Source organism: Pseudomonas sp. HMSC066A08 (assembly GCF_001813025.1).
In the GTDB taxonomy this organism is placed as follows: domain Bacteria; phylum Pseudomonadota; class Gammaproteobacteria; order Pseudomonadales; family Pseudomonadaceae; genus Pseudomonas; species Pseudomonas aeruginosa.
This window is the reverse complement of sequence record NZ_KV811280.1, coordinates 8,292-28,864: the sequence shown is the minus strand read 5'-3', so window position 1 is coordinate 28,864 and position 20,573 is coordinate 8,292. Positions and strand designations below refer to the sequence as shown.

Here is a 20,573-nt window from a genome sequence, read left to right as displayed (position 1 = left end):
GCGGGCTCTGGATCGGCCGCTTCGACATGCGTCGAGGAAAGGTATTACCCGCAAGAACGAAAAGACCCGGCATCCGCCGGGTCCTCGAGAAGCGCTAGGCGCCCTTGAGGCGCCGCAGGTTGCCGATCACCGACTCCAGGGCCCGGTCGAACAGCAAGGCATCGTCCAGCAGGCGTACCGCCTGCCGGCGAAACTCCACCGCCAGGCCCATGCGGGTCTTTTCCAGGACCTTCATCCCGGTACGATTGACGAAGATGTAGCGACCGGTGGGCCGGATCACTGCCGCCAGCTTGCAGCGCAGCTTGTGCTCGGCATCCTCCTGGATCTCCACCCAACTGCCGACACGCAGCGCATCGACCCGCAGCAGGGCCTCGTCGTTGTCTGGCAGGCGCACTTCGCTCTCGACAGGCGCCGGGGCGGCGTCCGGCGAGGTCAGGACGATTTCCTCGACCACCCGCAGCATGACCGGCGCCCGGGGCTTTTCCGCAGCCGTGCCCGGGGCCGCTTCGTCGAGCAGGGGGCTGTCCGCGACCGCCGCCTCGCCGCGCTTGTCGCGCTGCAGGCCCTGGACATGCAGGGTTTCCAGCTGGCTGAAGAATTCACCGGTGGAAAACGGATCGAAGGCTGCGCTGGCCAATCCCTCGCGCAGTGCCTTGAGCAGGCCTGGCACACGCTCCAGCAACTGTTGGCGGGACAGCGGATCGTCATGCGGGCCGACGCTCCAGATCAGCTCGTCCATGGTATCCAGGGCCTCCCGCCACTCGGCCGAAGCCTTGCCATGCTTGAGGCAGATCAGCAGCATCACCTTGCTCCAGGCATCCCGCAGCAGGCGCACCACCACCTCCGGCAGGACCTTGCCGAGCAGTCGCTGGTTCAGCACCTGCTCCACGTCCTGCCGGGCCAGTTCGGCCTTGGCGCGGCCTTCCTCGGCGTCGCGGGTGCGTTGCTCGAGGAGCTCGCTGCGGCGGCGCTCGTCGCCGGTGAAGGCAATGAAGTCCTCCAGCAACTCGGCGAAGATCGCCGGGTCGTCGACGAAGTCGTTCAACAGCCGCATCACGACCTGTTCGATCTTCTGGTACAGGCTGTCGCGCCGGGCATCATTGTGTTCGGCCCAGCCCAGCGACGCGGATGCGATCTCGTTGAGCAGGCGACGCGCCGGATGGCTACCGCGGCTGAAGAAGGTCTTGTCGAGCAGGGCCACCTTGAGCATCGGGATCTGCATCCGACCGATCAGAGCCTTCAGCGAATCAGGCAGGGTGCGGTCGTCGAGAATGAATTCGAACAGCATCGACACCAGGTTGATGACGTCATCGTCCACCTGGCCGACCACCCGAGAACGGCCGCTCTTGTGGCTGACCCGCTGGAGCAGTTGGTCGACCCCGTCGCGGACGTCGAACTCCGCGGCGCCGGGGCCCGGCAGGTGCTGTTGCAGGTGGGAAAGCAGGCGCATCAGGTCGTTGCTGGAAATCGGCGCGGCATTCTCAGGCGTTTCGCGACGGTAAAAGGAAGGATTGTCGCGAACCTGCGCCAGCAGTTCCTGCAGCGCGCCGAAGACCTCCTGCTGACCGCCGTCGAGCAGCGCAGCTCGTTCCTGCAGGGTCCCGGCATCGCGCACAGCTTCGGGACGGACAGCGGGCTGACGCCGCGGCAGCGCGGATTTGAGTTCCGGCAGCACACCCGCAGCGACCAGGATCTGGTTGGCCTCGGCGTACAACTGGTCGCAATGGGCCAGGACGTACTTCTCGAACAGCTTGAGAATGATCAGCTTGACCTTGATCTCGACGCCGAGCCCCTGGCAGGCATCGAGGAAAGCCGCGGTCAGCGGACGCGGAGCGAGGGGATTGCTCTTCTCGTCGACCTTCCGGCCGACCAGGGTGTTCAGGCGGGTGCTCAGGTGGGCCAGCGCGGTGGCATCGCGGCTCATCACCCGCGCCACCATCGCGTCCACCGCGACGGACTCCTCCAGTTCCTCGTTCTGTACCAGGCTAAGGCTGTCGAAGGACACGGTATCCAGGGTCGGCACGGATTTGCCGGACTGTATCTGGTTGAGCGCCGAGAACTCCTCGAAGACCTTCTGCAGGTAGACCCGCTCGATACTCTTGCGCTTGAGGCGCAGGTCGCGCATGGCTTCGAAGAAAGCGTTCTGTTCGAGGTTGCTGGTGGCTCGGTCGGCCATTTCGAAGAGGGTGTCGTCGGCGTTGTCGAACAACGCCTGCAACGCCTGTTTCAGCTGCAGCGCCGCCTTGTCGCGCACCTGCACGAGGATGACCGGCAGGCGCCCCGCTCCGGCGTTCGGCGACGGCTCGGAAGCGACCCTGGTCAGGTGCACCACATTGGCATCGTTCTGCATCGGGACTCTCCTGCCACCCTCGCGGCCGCGCATGGAATGGCAAAAATCGGGCACAGAGGATCGATTGGCGTCGTCCGTAACGTCAATTTCCAGGCGTCAAAAACAAGTATCTACATTCATTATAGAGATACTTTCAAATCTAGATAGAGGGTTTTCCTATAGACATGACTCTCTTCACACAAGCGAAGGCCGATGAATGGCGGCCGTCCCGACCGGCGCCCAGGCAGGCACAGACGCCGTCCGCCGCGCTCCGTATAATCGCCCGATCTCGTACAGGAGCCCGCCATGCCTAACCTCACCCTTGCCGACCTCCAAGGCGAAATCCAGGCCAACGTCCGTACCGCCCTGGCGGAAGATGTCGGCGGCGGCGACCTTACCGCTCAGTTGATCGATCCACAGCGCGAGGCCGAGGCCCGGGTGATTACCCGCGAGCACGCGACAATCGCGGGCCGCGCCTGGGTCGACGAAGTCTTCCGCCAGGTCGATCCCCGAGTGCTGGTGACCTGGCAGGTGGAGGACGGCCAGCGAGTCGAGCCGAACCAGACGCTGTTCCAGCTAAAAGGTCCGGCCCGCGCCCTGCTCACCGGCGAGCGCAGCGCGCTGAACTTCCTCCAGCTGCTTTCCGGTACCGCCACCCGCAGCCAGCACTACGCCGACCTGGTCGCCGGCACCGAGGTGAAGCTGCTCGACACCCGCAAGACCCTGCCCGGCCTGCGCCTCGCGCAGAAGTACGCGGTCACCTGCGGCGGTTGCCACAACCATCGCATCGGCCTCTACGATGCCTTCCTGATCAAGGAAAACCACATCGCCGCCTGCGGCGGTATCGACCGGGCAATCGCCGAGGCCCGGCGCATCGCACCCGGCAAGCCGGTGGAAGTGGAAGTGGAGAGCCTCGATGAACTGCGCCAGGCGCTGGAGGCCGGCGCCGATATCGTCATGCTCGACGAACTCAGCCTGGACGACATGCGCACCGCCGTCGCCCTCACTGCCGGCCGCGCCAAGCTGGAAGCTTCCGGCGGAATCAACGAGAGCACCCTGCGCAACATCGCCGAGACCGGCGTCGACTACATCTCCATCGGCACCCTGACCAAGGACGTCAGGGCCGTCGACCTGTCCATGCGCCTCACCCTCTGAACGAATCGCAGGCGAAAAAAAGCCCCGCCGAAGCGGGGCTTTTTCATGCGACTGGTGCCGGATAGAGGAATCGAACCCCCGACCTTCTCATTACGAATGAGCTGCTCTACCGACTGAGCTAATCCGGCGGCGGCGGAAAAACTATCATCAAAGCATCAATAGTTCAACACCAGCCATTACCAATAGAATTACTTGTCAGAGCAGCCTTTCGGAATGAACTGCTTTTCCTGATCACTGGTGCACTTCCAAAGGCCATCAGTAGCAGTACGAGTCAGAGTAATGACTTTGTCTTTGTTCTTCGGACCAGCAGCATCCATGGTGAAGGTCAGAGTAATATCAACAGCACCATTTGCAGGATCAGGGTTCAGAGCAATGGTGCCGAGATTATTGGCCTTTCCATCTACACCCAGCGGAACTTCTTTTTTAGCAGCGTCTTCTGCACCAGTACCACTCCTAACGCTCCAACCACGAGAAAGAGCCTCTTCTACAGTTGTCTTCAACGGGTTGATGGACGCCAGCGCCGAAGCGCCTTCCGAGCGCGCAACATAGTTCTGGTATTGGGGAATGGCAATTGCCGCCAGGATACCGATGATCGCAACCACGATCATCAGTTCGATCAAGGTAAAGCCTTTTTGAGCTTTCATGAATCTCTCCGTTGATTATGTATAGGCCTAACGCCTGAACCTCAACAAGCACTTACCATGCCAAATATCAAACCGCGCCATGCTCAAGGAAATCAGACTCCCTTCTCGATGAGAGTCAAACTTAAAACGGACAGGATGTGACATTTTTTGACAGCTGGATTTCCTCGATTTGGCAGCCCCTGTCATCTGCGTTATAAGGCACTTCAATAGCCCTTCTGCGATTCCTTCCCCATGAACGACAGCATCCAACTGAGCGGCCTGTCCCGACAGCTCGTCCAAGCCAATCTACTCGACGAAAAAACCGCCCTGCAGGCCCAGGCGCAGGCGCAGCGCAACAAGCTGGCGCTGGTGACGCACCTGGTGCAGAACAAGCTGGTAAGCGGCCTGGCCCTGGCCGAATTGTCCGCCGAGCAGTTCGGCATCGCCTATTGCGACCTGAACAGCCTGGACAAGGAAAGCTTTCCGCGGGACGCCATCAGCGAGAAGCTGGTCCGCCAGCACCGGGTCATCCCTTTGTGGCGGCGCGGCAACAAGCTCTTCGTGGGCATCTCCGACCCCGCCAACCACCAGGCCATCAATGATGTCCAGTTCAGCACCGGCCTGACGACCGAAGCGATTCTGGTCGAAGACGACAAGCTTGGCCTGGCCATCGACAAACTGTTCGAAAGCGCTACCGACGGTCTCGCAGGCCTCGACGATGTCGACCTCGAGGGACTGGATATCGGTAGCGCGGACAAGTCCACCCAAGAGGATGCCAGCGCAGAAGCGGACGACGCACCTGTAGTACGTTTCGTCAACAAGATGCTGCTGGATGCCATCAAGGGCGGCTCTTCCGACCTGCACTTCGAGCCCTACGAGAAGATCTACCGGGTGCGCTTCCGTACCGACGGCATGCTCCACGAAGTGGCCAAGCCGCCGATCCAGCTCGCCAGCCGCATCTCCGCGCGACTCAAGGTGATGGCCGGCCTGGATATCTCCGAACGACGCAAGCCGCAGGACGGGCGGATCAAGATGCGCGTGTCGAAGACCAAGTCGATCGACTTCCGCGTCAACACCCTGCCGACCCTGTGGGGCGAGAAGATCGTGATGCGGATCCTCGACTCCTCCAGCGCGCAGATGGGCATCGACGCCCTCGGCTACGAGGAGGACCAGAAGGAACTCTACCTGGCCGCACTCAAGCAGCCACAGGGCATGATCCTGGTCACCGGCCCCACCGGCTCGGGCAAGACGGTATCGCTGTACACCGGCCTGAACATCCTGAATACCACCGATATCAACATCTCCACCGCCGAAGACCCGGTGGAGATCAACCTGGAAGGCATCAACCAGGTCAACGTCAATCCGCGCCAGGGCATGGACTTCTCCCAGGCGCTGCGCGCCTTCTTGCGCCAGGATCCGGACGTGATCATGGTCGGCGAGATCCGCGACCTGGAGACCGCCGAGATCGCTATCAAGGCGGCACAGACCGGGCACATGGTGATGTCCACCCTGCACACCAACAGCGCCGCCGAGACCCTGACCCGCCTGCTGAACATGGGCGTGCCGGCGTTCAACCTGGCGACCTCGGTGAACCTGATCATCGCCCAGCGCCTTGCGCGAAAACTCTGTTCGCACTGCAAGAAAGAACACGACGTGCCGAAGGAAACCCTGCTTCACGAGGGCTTCCCGGAAGACAAGATCGGCACCTTCAAGCTTTATTCGCCGGTGGGCTGCGACCATTGCAAGAACGGTTACAAGGGCCGTGTCGGTATTTATGAAGTAGTTAAAAACACCCCGGCCCTGCAGCGGATTATCATGGAGGAAGGCAACTCCATCGAGATCGCCGAGCAAGCCCGCAAAGAAGGCTTCAACGATCTGCGCACCTCAGGCCTGCTGAAAGCCATGCAGGGGATCACCAGCCTGGAGGAAGTCAACCGCGTGACCAAGGATTAATCCATGGCGGAAAAAGCGTTAAAAACCAGCGTTTTCATCTGGGAGGGCACCGACAAGAAAGGCGCCAAGGTCAAGGGCGAACTGACCGGGCAGAATCCCATGCTGGTGAAGGCCCATCTGCGCAAGCAAGGCATCAATCCGCTCAAGGTACGCAAGAAAGGTATCTCCCTGCTGGGCGCAGGCAAGAAAGTCAAACCCATGGACATCGCCCTGTTCACCCGGCAGATGGCGACCATGATGGGCGCTGGCGTTCCCCTCCTGCAATCGTTCGACATCATCGGCGAAGGCTTCGACAATCCCAACATGCGCAAGCTGGTGGATGAGATCAAGCAAGAAGTGTCCTCGGGCAACAGCCTGGCCAACTCACTGAGAAAGAAACCGCAGTACTTCGACGAACTCTATTGCAACCTGGTCGATGCCGGCGAGCAATCGGGCGCCTTGGAAAACTTGCTGGATAGAGTCGCGACATACAAGGAAAAAACGGAATCGTTAAAAGCAAAGATCAGGAAGGCGATGACTTATCCTATCGCCGTCATCATCGTTGCCTTGATCGTCTCCGCCATTCTGCTAATCAAGGTCGTTCCGCAGTTCCAATCCGTATTCCAAGGTTTTGGCGCAGAGCTGCCTGCATTCACTCAAATGGTCGTAAATTTATCCGAGTTCCTACAGGAGTGGTGGCTTGCCGTCATCGTTGGCGTGGGGGTGATTGGCTTTACCTTCAAGGAACTGCATAAACGCTCGAAAAAATTCCGCGACGCACTCGACAGAACGATCCTCAAACTTCCCATTTTCGGAGGCATCGTCTACAAATCCGCGGTAGCCCGTTATGCACGGACCTTGTCCACGACCTTCGCCGCGGGTGTTCCCTTGGTCGATGCGCTCGACTCCGTCTCCGGAGCGACCGGCAATATCGTGTTCAAGAACGCGGTCAGCAAGATCAAGCAAGACGTTTCCACCGGCATGCAGCTCAACTTCTCCATGCGCACCACCAGCGTCTTTCCCAACATGGCGATCCAGATGACCGCTATCGGCGAGGAGTCCGGTTCGCTCGACGAGATGCTGAGCAAAGTCGCCAGCTACTACGAAGAGGAAGTCGACAACGCCGTGGACAACCTCACCACGCTCATGGAGCCGATGATCATGGCCGTTCTCGGCGTACTGGTTGGCGGTCTGATCGTGGCCATGTACCTTCCGATCTTCCAACTCGGCAACGTCGTCGGATAACTGATGCCCCTCCTCGACTACCTGGCCAGCCATCCGCTGGCCTTTGTCTTGTGCGCCATCCTTCTTGGCCTGCTGGTCGGCAGCTTCCTCAACGTCGTCGTGCATCGCCTGCCGAAGATGATGGAGCGCAACTGGAAGGCCGAGGCCCGCGAAGCGCTCGGGCTGGAACCGGAACCCAAGCAGGCGACCTACAACCTGGTGCTGCCGAATTCGGCGTGTCCGCGCTGTGGCCACGAGATCCGCCCCTGGGAAAACATCCCGCTGGTCAGCTACCTGGCGCTGGGCGGCAAGTGCTCGTCCTGCAAGGCCGCCATCGGCAAGCGCTACCCCCTGGTGGAACTGGCCACCGCGCTGCTCTCCGGCTACGTGGCCTGGCATTTCGGCTTCACCTGGCAGGCGGGCGCGATGCTCCTGCTGACCTGGGGCCTGCTGGCGATGAGCCTGATCGATGCCGATCACCAACTGCTGCCGGACGTGCTGGTGCTGCCGCTACTCTGGCTGGGCCTGGTCGCCAATCATTTCGGTCTCTTCGCCAGCCTCGACGATGCGCTGTTCGGCGCGGTGTTCGGCTACCTGAGCCTGTGGTCGGTGTTCTGGCTGTTCAAGCTGGTGACCGGCAAGGAGGGCATGGGCTACGGCGACTTCAAGCTGCTGGCCATGCTCGGTGCCTGGGGCGGCTGGCAGATCCTGCCGCTGACCATCCTGCTGTCGTCGCTGGTCGGGGCGATCCTCGGGGTGATCATGCTGCGCCTGCGCAACGCCGAAAGCGGCACGCCGATCCCCTTCGGTCCCTATCTGGCGATTGCCGGGTGGATTGCATTGCTCTGGGGTGATCAAATAACCCGGACCTATCTGCAATTCGCCGGATTCAAATGACCCAACCCTGGATACTAGGCCTCACGGGCGGTATCGGCAGCGGCAAGAGCGCAGCCGCCGAGCATTTCATTTCCCTCGGCGTCCACCTGGTGGACGCCGACCATGCCGCCCGCTGGGTGGTGGAGCCGGGGCGTCCGGCCCTGGCGAAGATCGTCGAACGCTTCGGCGACGGCATCCTCCTGCCCGATGGCCAGCTCGACCGCGCCGCCTTGCGCGAGCGGATCTTCCAGGCGCCGGAGGAACGGCGCTGGCTGGAGCAATTGCTGCACCCGCTGATCGGCGCGGAGATCGTCCAGTACCTGGCCAGGGCCGAATCGCCCTACGCCATCCTGGTCTCGCCGCTGCTGGTGGAGTCCGGCCAGCGCCAGATGACCCAGCGAGTGCTGGTGGTGGATACCCCGGAACACCTGCAACTACAGCGCACCATGCTTCGCGACAAGGTCTCCGAGGAGCAGGTGCGCTCGATCCTCCAGGCCCAGGCCCGGCGCGACGAGCGTCTGAAGCACGCCGACGACGTGCTGGTCAACGACGGCGACCTGTCCCACCTGCAGCGTGAAGTCGAACGACTGCACGCCTTCTACCTGACTTTGCGAGGAGGCCGAGCATGAGCCAGCCCCTGACCGTGGAGTGCCCGACCTGCGGCGCGCCCGTCGAATGGAAAAGCGACAACAAGTACCGCCCCTTCTGCTCCGACCGCTGCAAGCTGATCGATCTCGGCGCCTGGGCAGCCGAGGAACATGCGATTCCCGGCGACACCCTGGAAGACGACATCTTCTCCGCCGACCTGCCGCCTCGCGAGCATTGAACGCAACGGGCCAGCCGGATTGGCTGGCCCGCTCCTTCAGGGACGCATGAAAGCGTAGTCGCACTGGTCGTCGAGATTCTCCGCAAGAAATTGCAGTTCGCTGGCCAGGTCGCCAGCATCGCGCTCCGCCCGGTTCAGTTCGACGATTGCGCTGAGCAACGCGCGCAGGCGCATTGCCCGGTCCGCCTCGTCGCTCTTCGACAGCAGCTCTCGCAGGCCCTCTCGGGCCCATTCATGGACACCCATGTTCCGCTCCTCACCTGGGAAAACGGCAGGATCGTGGCCGGCTTGGTCCGAAACACTGACGCAAGTCAGCCGCCGCCCGCCATGGACCTGGCGAATGACTGATCATCAGGGCTTGCGCTCTTCGTCCTTCCAGGGCGCCTGCAGGTAGCGCGTGCGATTGAAGGTTTCCAGCCACTCCGGGTAATAAACCACCAGGCCGGTGATCACCGTGCCGTTGATGAAGGCCTCGGGGAACATGATCAGCCACAGGTAACCGGCGAAGTCCTCCAGCCAGGGCGGCATCGGGAAAAGGCCGTCGATCCAGACCACGCCAAGGCCGAGCAGCAGGACCACCACCGCGGTGAGGGCCGCCGGGAAGAAACCGCAGCAGAAGATGTAGACGAACAGGTTGCGCGGCTGGCGCTTTTCCACGAACAACGCCGCCAGCTCGGCGATCAGCGCGGGAATCGCCACCAGCAGCACGCCGTTGACGCCGATCGCCAGCCAATCCTGGCGGCCGAGCAGGCACAAACCCAGCTGCGCCACCAGCCCCACCACGATCGCCAGCGGCCAGTCGAGCAGCAGGGTCACGGCGGTCATGCCGATGAAATGGAAGGACAGCCCCGACTCGAAGTCCCGGCGTACCAGCCAGAGCAGGAACAGCCCGAGCATGGTCCCGAACACCAGGTGCTGGCGGCGGGTATCGCTGACCAGCTCGACCCAGGGCGCGCGCCAGGCGGCGAGCAGCAGCACCGGCGCATAGATGGCCCAGCCCAGTTCCAGGCTTTCCGCCGACAGCAACTCGGCAGCGATCACGGCTGCAGTTGTTCCAGGGCGATGCGCAGGGCCACCGGCGAATCCAACTGGCGGGTTTCCAACACGCGGCGCTGCTCCAGCCTGACCCAGAGGACCTTGCCCTCGTCCGAGGCATAGCGAGAAGCGATGGCCGCGTCGCGATCGAGCAGCACCGGATAACTGTAGTCACGCATGGCCGGCACCGCGAAAAGCCGGGAAATCAGCGCCGGCATGCGGCTGATGTCCGCCAGGAACAGCGCGTGGCGCGCCTCCAGGTAGCCCTTTGGGCGTTCCGCCAGCGCCGCCTTGACCAGCTTCGAGCCGTCCATGTCCCGCGCCACCAGCAGGACCCGGGTGGAGTCGTCCAGCGAGTGCGCCTTTTCGAACTGGTCCTGCAACGTCCAGGGCTCCAGGGTGGAGCCCTTCTCCACGGCCAGCGCCAGGCCGGGCAGCAGCATGGCCAGCAGAACCCAATGCAATCGTTTCACGCGTGTCCCTCCCGAGTGGAAAATACCTGGATGTCCTTGCGCCGCTCCCAGTCCGCCTGGGCTCGCCAGAATGCCTGTGCCTCCTCGGCGGCATCCAGGACGAAGACATGGGATTTGCCGATCCCCTCCCTCGCCAGACGCGCCAGCACCTCGTCGAGCATCCGCCGCGCCAGCCCCAGCCCTCGATAACCGGGATCGACCACCAGGTGCTGGAGGTAACCACGGCGACCGTCATGCCCGGCCATCAGGCAGGCGATCACTTCCCCTTCGGCTTCGACCAGCAGGCTCAGCCCGGGGTTGCGTTGAAGGTAGGCGAGGAAGAAGGGATAGGCGTCCTCCGCACGGAGGCGGATACCTGGCGTTCGCGACCACAGCGCGAAGAGTGCCGGGTGATCGGCGGCGATGACGCTGCGAAGTTGCATCGGAACGGCTCCGGCCCAAGGGGAACGGCAGTGTACACCGAGCCTCGCCGCTGGCGCGCTCCGGGACGGATTGTCGCAGCCGGAACGCCTGCGGGCTGGAAAGCGGCCCTGCCGGCAGACTAAGCTGAGCCCATGAACGAAGCGGATTACCTGCGCCTGCTCACCCGTCAGGCCGAACAAGCCAACGACTTCCTCTCCAACGCACGTAAATGGGACCGCGAGCGCTGGGTCTGCCAGCGCTTCCTCGAAGCCCTCAACGTGCCCTATCGCCAGGAGGATTTCGCCGCCCCCGGGGAACAGCCGCCGGACGTCCTGTTCAAGGGTGCCGGCTTCGAGGTGTTCTTCGTCCTCGATGAAGGTCGCCGGCTGAACGAGGAGTGGCGCGAGGAACTGACCCGTCGCCGCCAGGCCGTCAGCCTGCGCCAACTGATCCGCCGCGAAGAGCGGCCACAACGGATCGCCGCCGCCGAGCTGCAGGCACGGCTGGCGCCAACCCTGCGCAAGAAGGCGCACAACTATAGCGAGCGCGGCATCGACCACGGCGAACTGGACCTGCTGGCCTTCGTCAACCTGAAGCGCGCGGTGCCCGATTTCAATACGCCCTTCCCGCCGCCCACCGAATACCTGCGCCAAGGCTGGCGCTCGCTGTCGATGGTCGGTCCGACCTTTGCCCGGGTGCTCTTCGCTCACTCCGGCGCCCCCGAGTTCCTGCGCGCCAACCTCGGCCGCAGCATCCTGTTCGACGCCGGGGTAGGCCTGTGAGCGAAGGGCGGGTGAAGTGGATCGGCGTGCGCGCCGGCAGCCGCGCGCCGATCCAGGAACTGGAGGCGGTGGAGGCACGGCGCGGTCTGGGACTGACGGGCGACCACCCGCACCCGCCGCGCCAGGTCACCCTGGTGCAGTGGGAACACATCGAAGCCCTCGGTACCCTGCTGGGCAGGCCACTGTTGCCCAACGAGATGCGCCGCAACATCGCCGTCGCCGGCATCAACCTGCTCAGCCTGAAGGATCGTCGCTTCCGCCTCGGCGGCGCGCTGCTGGAAACCACTGGCTGGTACCAACCCTGCGGACGCCTGGAAAAGCACATCGACCACCGCACGCTGAAAAGCGTGCGTGAACAGGGCGGCATCACCGCGCGGGTGATCGGCAGCGGAGTGATCCGCCTCGACGATCCGCTGGTGATCGAGCCCCCTGTCTGTCTAGAATGACCGACATCGAAAACGGAGGCCTGCCATGTCCAGCCGACTGAGCCCCGAAGACCAGCAGAAGGTCGAGCAGTACCTCGCCTCGCCGCTGCACCAGGTCGAGCGTGCGCCGTTCCGCCCGTGGTTCCTGATGTTCGTCCTGCTCGCCGTGGTCATCGGCCTGGGCCTGCTCAGCCGCCTCCTCAGCTACCTGGCCTGAGTCGTCCGGTCGAGCCACGCTCCCGACGACCGCCTCACGGAATTCCCACTATGAGATATCCACATGTCCCATCGCATCGTGATCGTCGGCGGCGGCGCCGGCGGGCTGGAGCTCGCCACCCGTCTCGGCCGCACCCTGGGTAAACGCGGCAAGGCCCAGGTCACCCTGGTCGACGCCAACCTCACCCACATCTGGAAACCCCTGCTGCACGAAGTCGCCGCCGGCTCGCTCAACTCCTCCGAGGATGAGCTGAACTACGTCGCCCAGGCGAAATGGAACCACTTCGAATTCCAGCTCGGCCGCATGCAGGGCCTGGATCGCGCCGGCAAGCGGGTCCGCCTGGCCGCACTGGTGGACGAGAATGGCGTTGAGCTGGTTCCCGAGCGCGACATCGCCTACGACACCCTGGTGATCGCCGTCGGCAGCACCACCAACGACTTCGGCACCGAGGGCGCTGCGCAACACTGCATTTTCCTCGATACCCGCGCCCAGGCCGAACGCTTCCACCGCCAGTTGCTCGGCCAGTACCTGCGTGCGCATACCGGGCACGACGCGAACAACAACGCAGTGAGTATCGCCATCATCGGCGCCGGCGCCACCGGCGTCGAACTGGCTGCGGAACTGCACCACGCCGCGCAGATGCTGGCCGCCTACGGGCTCGACCGGATCCGCCCGGAAGACCTGCACATCAGCCTGGTCGAAGCCGGCCCGCGGGTGCTGCCGGCACTGCCCGAGCGTATCAGCCAGCCGGTACACCAGACCCTGAGCAAGCTCGGCGTACGGGTGATGACCGGCTCCGCGGTGAGCAAGGTAGATGCGGACGGCCTCTGGACCGGCGACGGCGAATTCGTCCCGGCGACGCTCAAGGTCTGGGCGGCGGGCATCCGTGCTCCGGCCTTCCTCAAGGAACTCGACGGCCTGGAAAGCAACCGTATCAACCAACTGGTGGTCCGCCCGACCCTGCAGACCACCCGCGACGACGACATCTTCGCCTTCGGCGACTGCGCCGCCTGTCCCCAGCCGGGGCAACCGGGAGAGCAACCGCGCAACGTGCCGCCACGCGCCCAGGCCGCGCACCAGCAGGCCTCGCTGCTGGTGAAATCGCTGCGTGCCCGTCTCGAAGGCAAGCCGCTGGGCGACTATCACTACCGCGACTACGGTTCGTTGATCTCGCTGTCGCGCTTCAGCGCGGTCGGCAACCTGATGGGCAACCTGATGGGTAGCGTCATGCTCGAAGGCTGGCTGGCGCGGATGTTCTACGTATCGCTATACCGCATGCACCAGATGGCGTTGTACGGTCCGCTGCGCACCGCGATGCTGATGCTCAGCGGGCGCCTGCGCAGCACCGAACCGCGCCTCAAGCTGCACTGACCGGCCGCGCCCCGCCGCCAGCGGCGCGGGGCGCCACCTCAGCGACGAAACTGCCGCAGTTGTGCCAGGCGGCTGGCGGTACGCGCCATGTCCGCCGGCAGCGCGCTGCCTTCGACGAGCTCCGCCAGGGCCGTCTCGGCGCGCAGGAACAGGCGCCGGTCGTTGTCGTGGAGAACGTCGACGAGGTTGACGAAGCGCTGCTGGGCGGCGACCGAACAGCGTGCCATCGGCGGCACGCCATCCAGCACCCAGGTGGAAAAGCGCTCGCCGAGGACCAGGTAGTCCATTACCGCGGTCGGCGCCTCGCAGAGATCGGCGAAGGCGAACCACACCAGGTCGTCGCGCACCGCGCGCGCCAGCAAGGCTCTCGCTCCGCAGCGCAGCATCGCCCGCTCCGCAGGCTCGGGCACCGCCAAACCCAGCCCTTGCAGGCCTTCCGCCGCGGCGGAGTGACAATAGGCGCCGCCCGGGTAACCGGAGGCAGCTTCGGCGCTCGCCGGACGCCTCCGGTAATCCTGCGCACCGGCCACCTCCAGCACCTGCATGCGCGTTTCGATCAGGCGGATCGCTGGCAGGAAACGCTCGTGGTACAGCGGATTGGGCAACAGTTGCCGGGGCGCGTAGTTGGACGTGCAGACCAGGGTGATGCCGCGCCGGAACAATTCGCGGAACAAGCGGCTGATGAGCATCGCATCACCGATGTCGTGCACATGGAATTCGTCGAAGCAGAGCAGACGGCAATCGCCGAGTAGTTCATCGAGCGCGCCGCCCAACGCGTCGGCCTGCCCCTGGCGACGAAACATGCCGTCGTGCAATTGGCGGAAGAACGCGTGGAAATGGATCCGGCGCTTGCGCTCCAGGTCGGCGCTACGGAAGAAGCCATCCATCAGCCAGCTCTTGCCGCGTCCTACCGGCCCCCACAGGTAGAGACCGCGCGCGGCCCGGCGGAACAGCGAGGGGCCGCGACGCAGGCGTTGCAGCAGCTCATCCAGGTGGGCAATGGCGCTGCGCTGGGCGTCATCCAGCACATAGCCGCGCTGCTGCGCTTCGCGCTGGAAGTGGCGCGCCACGGGAAGCGCGGAGGTCGATTCGGACATGGACGTTCGCCGTGAAGAACACGCGGGACTCGGGGGCTCGATGTGGAAACCCGGCCAGCCGAGCAGGTTGGGCGCAGCCGCCGGAGGAAACGATTCTAGCGCCGGCCGATCAAGGCGCTCCAGCTTCCTCGCGCCGACAATGGGCGATTGTCGGACGGGCCTTGCCAGGCTCCTCGTGCCACCGCCGACAGCAATTGGCACTCCTGTGCCACCGGGCCGCGCCCTCCGCGGCACAAACCGCCCGCGGCTCTGGCAAGCACTTCTCCGACATCCTCTTCCCACCTCTCCGTCATCTCTTTCCCGAAGCCCCTACAACTCTTGAAGAAAAGGGGGCATCCAGAATCAGAAAGCTACGATTGTTTCCGATTCCCCTCCTATCCAGCCTATTGGGCACCCCGTTTTCCAGTCCTGATCCATATCGGCACCGTCGATGTGGTTCCCGGGTTTTCTTCCGCAAAACAAGCGAACCGATGAACGATGCCGCCCTGTCTCGATGACTTTCCGTTGAACCATCACCCTCTGCCATCCAGCGACTCCCTGAACAATGCCCGACCAAGACGCAGTGCCGGTATCGCCGGCGTGGCGCTGCTGCTCTCCTCCCTGGGCATCGCCGCGGCCCCCATCTCGATACCGGACGCCGGCCAGGCCGTACGCGATGCGCAGAGCCAGCGCCTCGACCTGCCCGCGCCCATGGAGCTGGATCCGGAAAAACCCGCGCCGCAAGACGCAGGTGCTACCGACGCCTCTGCCGAGGGGCCACGAGTACGGGTCGACAAGTTCCAGGTAGGCGGCAACCGGGTGTTCGATTCCGCGCGGCTGCTCGCCCTGCTGGCCGATCTCGAGGGGCATGAGCTGAGCCTGCCGCAACTGCATGCCGCCGCCGGCCGAATCGGTGATTTCTACCAGCAGCATGGCTACGTACTGGCGCGTGCCTACCTGCCCGCACAGGAAATCGAGAACGGCACGGTACGGCTCGAAGTCGTCGAGGGGCGCTATGGGCAGGTCGAACTGCACAATGGCTCGCGTACCCTCGATCCGGTGGTGCGCCAGCCCCTGGCCAATCTGGAAAGCGGCACCCCCGTAAAGGGCGACGAACTCGAGCGCAGCCTGCTGCTGCTCAGCGACATTCCGGGCGTGGAAGCCAAGGGCACGTTGCTGCCGGGACAAGTTCCCGGCACCACCGACCTGCGCATCGATGCCCGGACCGCCCCGCTCTTCAGCGGCCGCCTGGAGGCGGACAACTTCGGCGACCGCGCCATGGGCGAATACCGCCTGGGCGGCGTCTTCGACCTCAACGGTCCGCTGGGCCTGGGCGACCAGCTGAACCTGCGCCTGCTCGGCAGCGATCGCCATCAACGCTACTACCGCGCCGCCTACCAGCTGCCGCTGGGTCCCTGGGGATCACGCATCGGCATGGCGCACTCGGAAACCTCCTACCGGCTGGTGCGCGACTTCAAGGAATGGGAAGCCCACGGGCGAGCCATCATCGACAGCCTGTTCCTCACCCATCCGCTGCTACGCAGCCGCGCCTTCAACCTGTCCACGCAATTACAGTACGAAGAAAAGCGACTGAACGACGACATCGACCTGTTCGAGTTCAAGAAGAGCAAGCAGATCCATCTCTGGACCGCCGGTTTCAGCGGCAGCAGCCAGGACCGCCTGCTCGGTGGCGGGCAGACCGGTTTCTCGCTGGCCTACGGGCATGGCCGGCTGAACCTGGACAGCGGCGAGCGCAGCAGGGACAGGAAGAGCGCCGGCACACAGGGGCGCTTCGACAAACTCTCCATCAACGCGGTACGCCTGCAGCGGCTGACCGACCGCCTGCAGCTGTTCACTCAGCTCAATGCCCAGTGGAGCTCCGGCAACCTCGACAGCGCGGAGAAGTTCGACATCGGCGGTGCCTATGGCGTCCGTGCGTTTCCGTCAGGCACCCAGGGCGGCACCGGCGACGAGGGTTGGCAGGCGAGCGCGGAGTTGCGCTACAGCCTGGCTCCCGGCTGGCAACTGAGCAGCTTCGTCGACCAGGGCGCGGTGAAGTTCCAGAAGAAGCCCTGGACCCCGGAAGTCAATCGCAACCGCATGGGCGGGGCCGGCACCGGCGCCACATGGTACGGCGCGGACCATCAGGTCAGCCTGACCGCCGCCTGGCCGCTGGGCCAGGAGAAGGGCATCGCGCCCGACCGCAATCCGCGCCTGTGGCTGCAGGCGACCCGTTATTTCTGAGCGACACCCGTTCTGCTGCGGAGCAGCAGAACTTTTCCCACCCAGAGAGGACCTACCCATGAATAGAAGCTACGCCCTGGTCTGGAACCAGGCTACAGGATGCTGGAATGTCGCCAGCGAAGGCACCCGCCGCCGCGGCAAGAGCGGCCGCGGCACGCTGCTGGCAGTCGCCGGCGCATCGTTGCTGAACCTTCTCGGCCTGCCCGAAGCCTTCGCCCTGCCCTCCGACGGCAAGATCGTCAATGGCCAAGGCAGCATCCATACCAGCGTCGACGGCAAGCACATGACCATCGACCAGCAGAGCCAGAAGCTGATCGCCCACTGGAACGGCTTCGACATCGCCGCCGACGAGCGCGTCAGCTTCCAGCAACAGAACAGCAATGCCATCGCCCTCAACCGGGTACTCGGCAACGATGGCAGCAAGATCCTGGGCAAGCTCGACGCCAACGGCAAGGTGTTCCTGATCAACCCCAACGGGGTGATGTTCGGCAAGACCGCCCAGGTCAACGTCGGGGGCCTGGTGGCCAGCACCCTGGACATTTCCGACAAGGACTTCCTCGACGGCAATTACCGCTTCAACGGCAAGTCCGGCGCCGGCGTGAGCAACGCCGGAACCCTTAGTGCCAGCGAAGGCGGCAGCATCGCCCTGCTCGGCGCGCGGGTCGACAACAGCGGCGTGGTCCAGGCCCGCCTGGGCAGCGTCGCCCTCGGTGCCGGCCAGGATGTCAGCCTGAACTTCGACGGCGACGGGCTGCTCAACCTGCAGGTCAACGCCGGCGCGGTCGACGCCCTGGCGCACAATGGCGGCCTGCTCAAGGCCGACGGCGGCCAGGTGCTGATGACTGCCCGCAGCGCCGACAGCCTGCTCAAGACCGTGGTCAGCAACCAGGGCGTGATCGAGGCCAAGACCCTGCAAAACAAATCCGGCCGCATCGTCCTCGATGCCGGCGATGGCGGCGCCGTCCTGGTGGCTGGCCGACAGGACGCCAGCGCTCTGGGCGGCCAGGGCGATGGCGGCGTGGTGGAGAACCGCGGCGGCAAGGTCGAGGTGCAACTGGCGGCCCAGGTGGACACCCAGGCCGACCAGGGTCGGACCGGCACCTGGAAGATCCGCTCGAATGAAGTGGATGTCGCCCAGACCGCTATGCGCAAGACCCCGACCCTGCTGGCCGATACCCTGTCGCGCAACCTGGGCAGCACCCATATCGAACTCACCAGCAAGCGCGGCAACCTGAAGGTCGACGCGCCGGTTTCCTGGAACAGCGCCAACAAGCTGAGCCTGAGCGCCGAGCAGGGCGACGTCGAGCTGAACGGAACCATCAAAGCCACCGGCAACGGCGCGGGCCTGGCCTTGAACGCCCGCAACGAGATTCGCCAGAAGGCCGATATCACACTCTCCGGACAGAACACGGCACTGAGCCTGAACTACGGCAAGCGCCACAGCCTTCAGGACGACGCGCGAGTGACCCTGTCCGGCAAAGGCGCCTCCTTCCGCGCCAACGACCAGGACTACAAGGTCGTCCAGAGCCTCCAGCAACTGCGAGAGATCGACCGGAATCTCGGCGGTCGTTACGTACTGGGCAACGCCATCAACGGCGGCAACACCAGCTTCCTGTCCCTGGGCAATGGCGGGGCCTTCACCGGCATCTTCGACGGCCTGGGCAACGAGATCAGCAACCTGGCGGTCTATGGTACCAGCGCGTTCATCGGCCTGTTCAGTAACAACCACGGCACGCTGCGCAACCTGTACCTCGACCGGGTCGAGGTCAGCGGATCCCGCTCCACCGGCTACAACAACGATATCGGTACGCTCGCCGGCGCCAACATCGGCACCATCTATAACGTCAAGGTCAGCAACGCCCGCGTCACCGGCTCCGCACAGAACAACACGCTGGGCGGGCTGGTCGGCCTGAACCTCGGCCGCATCGATCAGGCCTCCGCCAGCGGCCAACTGATCGGCAATGGGCGCACCTACGCCATCGGCGGCCTGGTGGGCGAGAACATTTCGACCGCCAACGGTATCGCCAGCATCGACAACAGCCAGGCGGACGTGATCATCTCCGGGCGGATGTCGAGCGACTCGACCTCCTATGGCGCGGGCGGCCTGGTAGGCAACAACCGGGAGGCCCGGATTTCCAACAGCCACGCATCAGGCAGCCTGAACCTGGCCGGTAACAACCTGAACCTGGGTGGGCTGCTAGGGCGCAACTATCTGGGCGAACTGACCAACGCAAGCTCCTCGGCCTCGGTTTCCGGCTCTGGCCGTGGTGGCTTCCGCGGTGGCCTGGTCGGCTTCAACGAGAAGGGCACGCTAACAAACGTTTCCGCCCGCGGAAATGTCAACGGCGCCGGCGCAGTGGCGGCCGGCGGCCTGGTCGGCCGCAATGAGGGCGGCACCTTGACCAACGCGTCCGCGGAAGGCGACGTCAGCGGCAACGGTACCGACTCGCTCGGCGGCCTGGTCGGCAAGAACGTCAAAGGCACTCTGAGCAATGTCAGCGCCAGCGGCAACGTGGCCGACAAATCGGGCCGCCACCTGGGTGGACTGATCGGCAGCAGCGAACAGAGCACCATCACCAACGCCAAGGCCCGGGGAGACGTCAATGGCATGGCCAACGACGCCCGGATCGGTGGCCTGATCGGTTCGAGCAAGGACACCCTCATCACCAACGCCCAGGCTTCGGGCAAGGTTCGCGGCGGCATCGGCGCTTTCGCCGGAGGCCTGGTGGGCCTGCTGGAAGGCTCGAGCAAAGTGGCGAACTCGTCGGCCAGCGGCGACGTAGAGGGCGGCGCCTCGAGCCATGTCGGCGGACTGGTCGGCACGAACTACGGAAACATCGAGAACTCGTCGGCCTCCGGCAGCGTCACTAGCAATCAGGGCCAGAGCCTGGGCGGGCTGGTCGGGATCAACATGGGCTCCGTCAGGAACTCCTCGGCCAGCGGCAAGGTAGTTGCTCAGAACCCCCTCTTTATCCATGGCGGACTGATTGGCCTCAACCTCGGCGGACAGCAATCTCAGAACACGCTGCTCGAAGAGGCGAAGAACGTGCCGATGATCGGACGCGACTTCAGCTTCTAAGCCGTATCACCAGCCCTTCCCGCTTCGGCGGGAAGGGATTCCAGCCCAAGGATTTCCAGAAACAGAAAAGCCCGGCTCGATGCCTGATGCCAGTCAGTTAAGGCATTGACGCCGCAGCCGGTACGATGGAAACAGGCTCATGAACTTTCATGAGCCTGTTTTTTTATGAGCCTTCAACAACCCCCGCAAGCCTCTGCCAAGCAGAGGCCATGTTGGCAACCTCTCGCTCGAGTGGGCGAAGTACCGCCGCCGGAGGCCAGGACAGAACCTTCAGAACCAAGGGAGCACACACCGGGGACAGGCATTCAGGGAGGTCCAACCGCGTGGGAGGCAGAAGCGCTACCACAGCCACCTGACACCTTCGAGCAAAGCATGCTGTTCACTCTGATGGCTCAACACTTATCGAACCGTGCCGCCCGGCCTCAGCGGCTTCCACCGCAACAAGCGGATCTGGTGGATGGGGAGCTGCCGCCCGAAGCAGTCTCGCCTAGCGATACCGGTACT

19 protein-coding genes, 1 tRNA gene and 1 pseudogene are annotated in these 20,573 nt (G+C 64.1%); 13 read left to right on the top strand and 8 right to left on the bottom strand.

Features of this window, described 5'->3' with window-relative positions; genetic code table 11:
- Window positions 1-94: 94 nt before the first annotated feature.
- Entirely contained in the window at window positions 95-2,350 is a 2,256-nt protein-coding gene (locus HMPREF2886_RS05825; RefSeq protein WP_057389196.1) for a DUF1631 domain-containing protein, read from the bottom strand.
- A 285-nt stretch (window positions 2,351-2,635) separates the two neighbouring features.
- Here HMPREF2886_RS05825 and nadC point away from each other — a divergent pair, with 285 nt between their 5' ends.
- Window positions 2,636-3,484: a carboxylating nicotinate-nucleotide diphosphorylase gene (gene nadC, locus HMPREF2886_RS05820; protein WP_070746952.1), complete on the top strand. Its 849-nt coding sequence runs from the start codon at window positions 2,636-2,638 to the stop codon at window positions 3,482-3,484.
- 52 nt (window positions 3,485-3,536) lie between these two features.
- Here the strand turns inward: nadC and HMPREF2886_RS05815 are convergent.
- Together HMPREF2886_RS05815 and HMPREF2886_RS05810 are read right to left on the bottom strand one after the other, a co-directional pair.
- A tRNA-Thr gene (locus HMPREF2886_RS05815) sits at window positions 3,537-3,612 on the bottom strand.
- 60 nt (window positions 3,613-3,672) lie between these two features.
- A complete protein-coding gene (locus HMPREF2886_RS05810) occupies window positions 3,673-4,128 on the bottom strand; it encodes a pilin (RefSeq protein WP_070746950.1) in 456 nt (151 codons plus the stop codon).
- Window positions 4,129-4,359: 231 nt separating this feature from the next.
- On the opposite strand from HMPREF2886_RS05810, the gene pilB reads away from it, so the two are divergent.
- The 5 genes from pilB to yacG are packed head-to-tail and all read left to right on the top strand — an operon-like array spanning window position 4,360 to window position 8,965.
- Window positions 4,360-6,060 carry a type IV-A pilus assembly ATPase PilB gene (pilB, locus tag HMPREF2886_RS05805; RefSeq protein WP_033976388.1) on the top strand — a complete coding sequence of 567 codons (1,701 nt, stop codon included), beginning with the start codon at window positions 4,360-4,362 and terminating at the stop codon, window positions 6,058-6,060.
- A 3-nt stretch (window positions 6,061-6,063) separates the two neighbouring features.
- The gene (pilC, locus tag HMPREF2886_RS05800; protein ID WP_033976387.1) at window positions 6,064-7,284 is read left to right on the top strand and encodes a type 4a pilus biogenesis protein PilC; all 1,221 of its coding nucleotides are present in this window, start codon (window positions 6,064-6,066) and stop codon (window positions 7,282-7,284) included.
- Window positions 7,285-7,287: 3 nt separating this feature from the next.
- Window positions 7,288-8,160, top strand: coding sequence for a type IV prepilin peptidase/methyltransferase PilD (gene pilD / locus HMPREF2886_RS05795; RefSeq protein ID WP_033976386.1), 873 nt, complete (start codon window positions 7,288-7,290; stop codon window positions 8,158-8,160).
- Window positions 8,157-8,768 (top strand): dephospho-CoA kinase, encoded by a 612-nt coding sequence (gene coaE / locus HMPREF2886_RS05790; protein WP_003094654.1) that lies wholly within the window; start codon window positions 8,157-8,159, stop codon window positions 8,766-8,768. Before pilD ends, coaE begins: the two co-directional genes overlap by 4 nt.
- The gene (gene yacG / locus HMPREF2886_RS05785; protein ID WP_003094656.1) at window positions 8,765-8,965 is read left to right on the top strand and encodes a DNA gyrase inhibitor YacG; all 201 of its coding nucleotides are present in this window, start codon (window positions 8,765-8,767) and stop codon (window positions 8,963-8,965) included. Before coaE ends, yacG begins: the two co-directional genes overlap by 4 nt.
- A gap of 36 nt (window positions 8,966-9,001) precedes the next feature.
- Here yacG and HMPREF2886_RS05780 read toward each other — a convergent pair whose 3' ends face one another.
- The 4 genes from HMPREF2886_RS05780 to HMPREF2886_RS05765 form a co-directional block, all read right to left on the bottom strand.
- Complete coding sequence (locus HMPREF2886_RS05780) at window positions 9,002-9,211, bottom strand: hypothetical protein (protein WP_070746948.1); 210 nt, start codon at window positions 9,209-9,211, stop codon at window positions 9,002-9,004.
- Between the two features lie 105 nt (window positions 9,212-9,316).
- On the bottom strand, window positions 9,317-10,006 hold the full coding sequence (locus tag HMPREF2886_RS05775; RefSeq protein ID WP_003103868.1) for an energy-coupling factor ABC transporter permease: 690 nt from the start codon (window positions 10,004-10,006) through the stop codon (window positions 9,317-9,319).
- Complete coding sequence (locus tag HMPREF2886_RS05770) at window positions 10,003-10,473, bottom strand: hypothetical protein (protein WP_003103866.1); 471 nt, start codon at window positions 10,471-10,473, stop codon at window positions 10,003-10,005. Before HMPREF2886_RS05770 ends, HMPREF2886_RS05775 begins: the two co-directional genes overlap by 4 nt.
- Entirely contained in the window at window positions 10,470-10,895 is a 426-nt protein-coding gene (locus HMPREF2886_RS05765; RefSeq protein WP_033970457.1) for a GNAT family N-acetyltransferase, read from the bottom strand. The genes HMPREF2886_RS05770 and HMPREF2886_RS05765 overlap by 4 nt, the downstream gene beginning before the upstream one ends.
- Before the next feature lie 132 nt (window positions 10,896-11,027).
- Here HMPREF2886_RS05765 and HMPREF2886_RS05760 point away from each other — a divergent pair, with 132 nt between their 5' ends.
- The 4 genes from HMPREF2886_RS05760 to HMPREF2886_RS05745 all read left to right on the top strand — a co-directional run bounded on the left by HMPREF2886_RS05760 (window position 11,028) and on the right by HMPREF2886_RS05745 (window position 13,670).
- On the top strand, window positions 11,028-11,657 hold the full coding sequence (locus HMPREF2886_RS05760; RefSeq protein WP_003094668.1) for a DUF1780 domain-containing protein: 630 nt from the start codon (window positions 11,028-11,030) through the stop codon (window positions 11,655-11,657).
- Window positions 11,654-12,103 carry an MOSC domain-containing protein gene (locus HMPREF2886_RS05755; RefSeq protein WP_033970456.1) on the top strand — a complete coding sequence of 150 codons (450 nt, stop codon included), beginning with the start codon at window positions 11,654-11,656 and terminating at the stop codon, window positions 12,101-12,103. Before HMPREF2886_RS05760 ends, HMPREF2886_RS05755 begins: the two co-directional genes overlap by 4 nt.
- Before the next feature lie 25 nt (window positions 12,104-12,128).
- Window positions 12,129-12,299, top strand: coding sequence for a DUF3094 family protein (locus HMPREF2886_RS05750; RefSeq protein ID WP_003094672.1), 171 nt, complete (start codon window positions 12,129-12,131; stop codon window positions 12,297-12,299).
- 63 nt (window positions 12,300-12,362) lie between these two features.
- On the top strand, window positions 12,363-13,670 hold the full coding sequence (locus HMPREF2886_RS05745) for an NAD(P)/FAD-dependent oxidoreductase (RefSeq protein WP_033970454.1): 1,308 nt from the start codon (window positions 12,363-12,365) through the stop codon (window positions 13,668-13,670).
- A 38-nt stretch (window positions 13,671-13,708) separates the two neighbouring features.
- Here the strand turns inward: HMPREF2886_RS05745 and zapE are convergent, their stop codons facing one another.
- The gene (gene zapE, locus HMPREF2886_RS05740; RefSeq protein WP_033970453.1) at window positions 13,709-14,767 is read right to left on the bottom strand and encodes a cell division protein ZapE; all 1,059 of its coding nucleotides are present in this window, start codon (window positions 14,765-14,767) and stop codon (window positions 13,709-13,711) included.
- 585 nt (window positions 14,768-15,352) lie between these two features.
- Between zapE and HMPREF2886_RS05735 the strand changes: the two genes are divergently transcribed.
- The 3 genes and pseudogenes from HMPREF2886_RS05735 to HMPREF2886_RS34960 all read left to right on the top strand — a co-directional run.
- Complete coding sequence (locus HMPREF2886_RS05735; protein WP_052156918.1) at window positions 15,353-16,990, top strand: ShlB/FhaC/HecB family hemolysin secretion/activation protein; 1,638 nt, start codon at window positions 15,353-15,355, stop codon at window positions 16,988-16,990.
- Between the two features lie 58 nt (window positions 16,991-17,048).
- The gene (locus tag HMPREF2886_RS05730; RefSeq protein ID WP_070746946.1) at window positions 17,049-20,069 is read left to right on the top strand and encodes a two-partner secretion domain-containing protein; all 3,021 of its coding nucleotides are present in this window, start codon (window positions 17,049-17,051) and stop codon (window positions 20,067-20,069) included.
- A gap of 183 nt (window positions 20,070-20,252) precedes the next feature.
- Window positions 20,253-20,560 (top strand): annotated as a pseudogene (locus tag HMPREF2886_RS34960) (recombinase XerC); the annotation flags it as partial.
- Window positions 20,561-20,573: the final 13 nt, after the last annotated feature.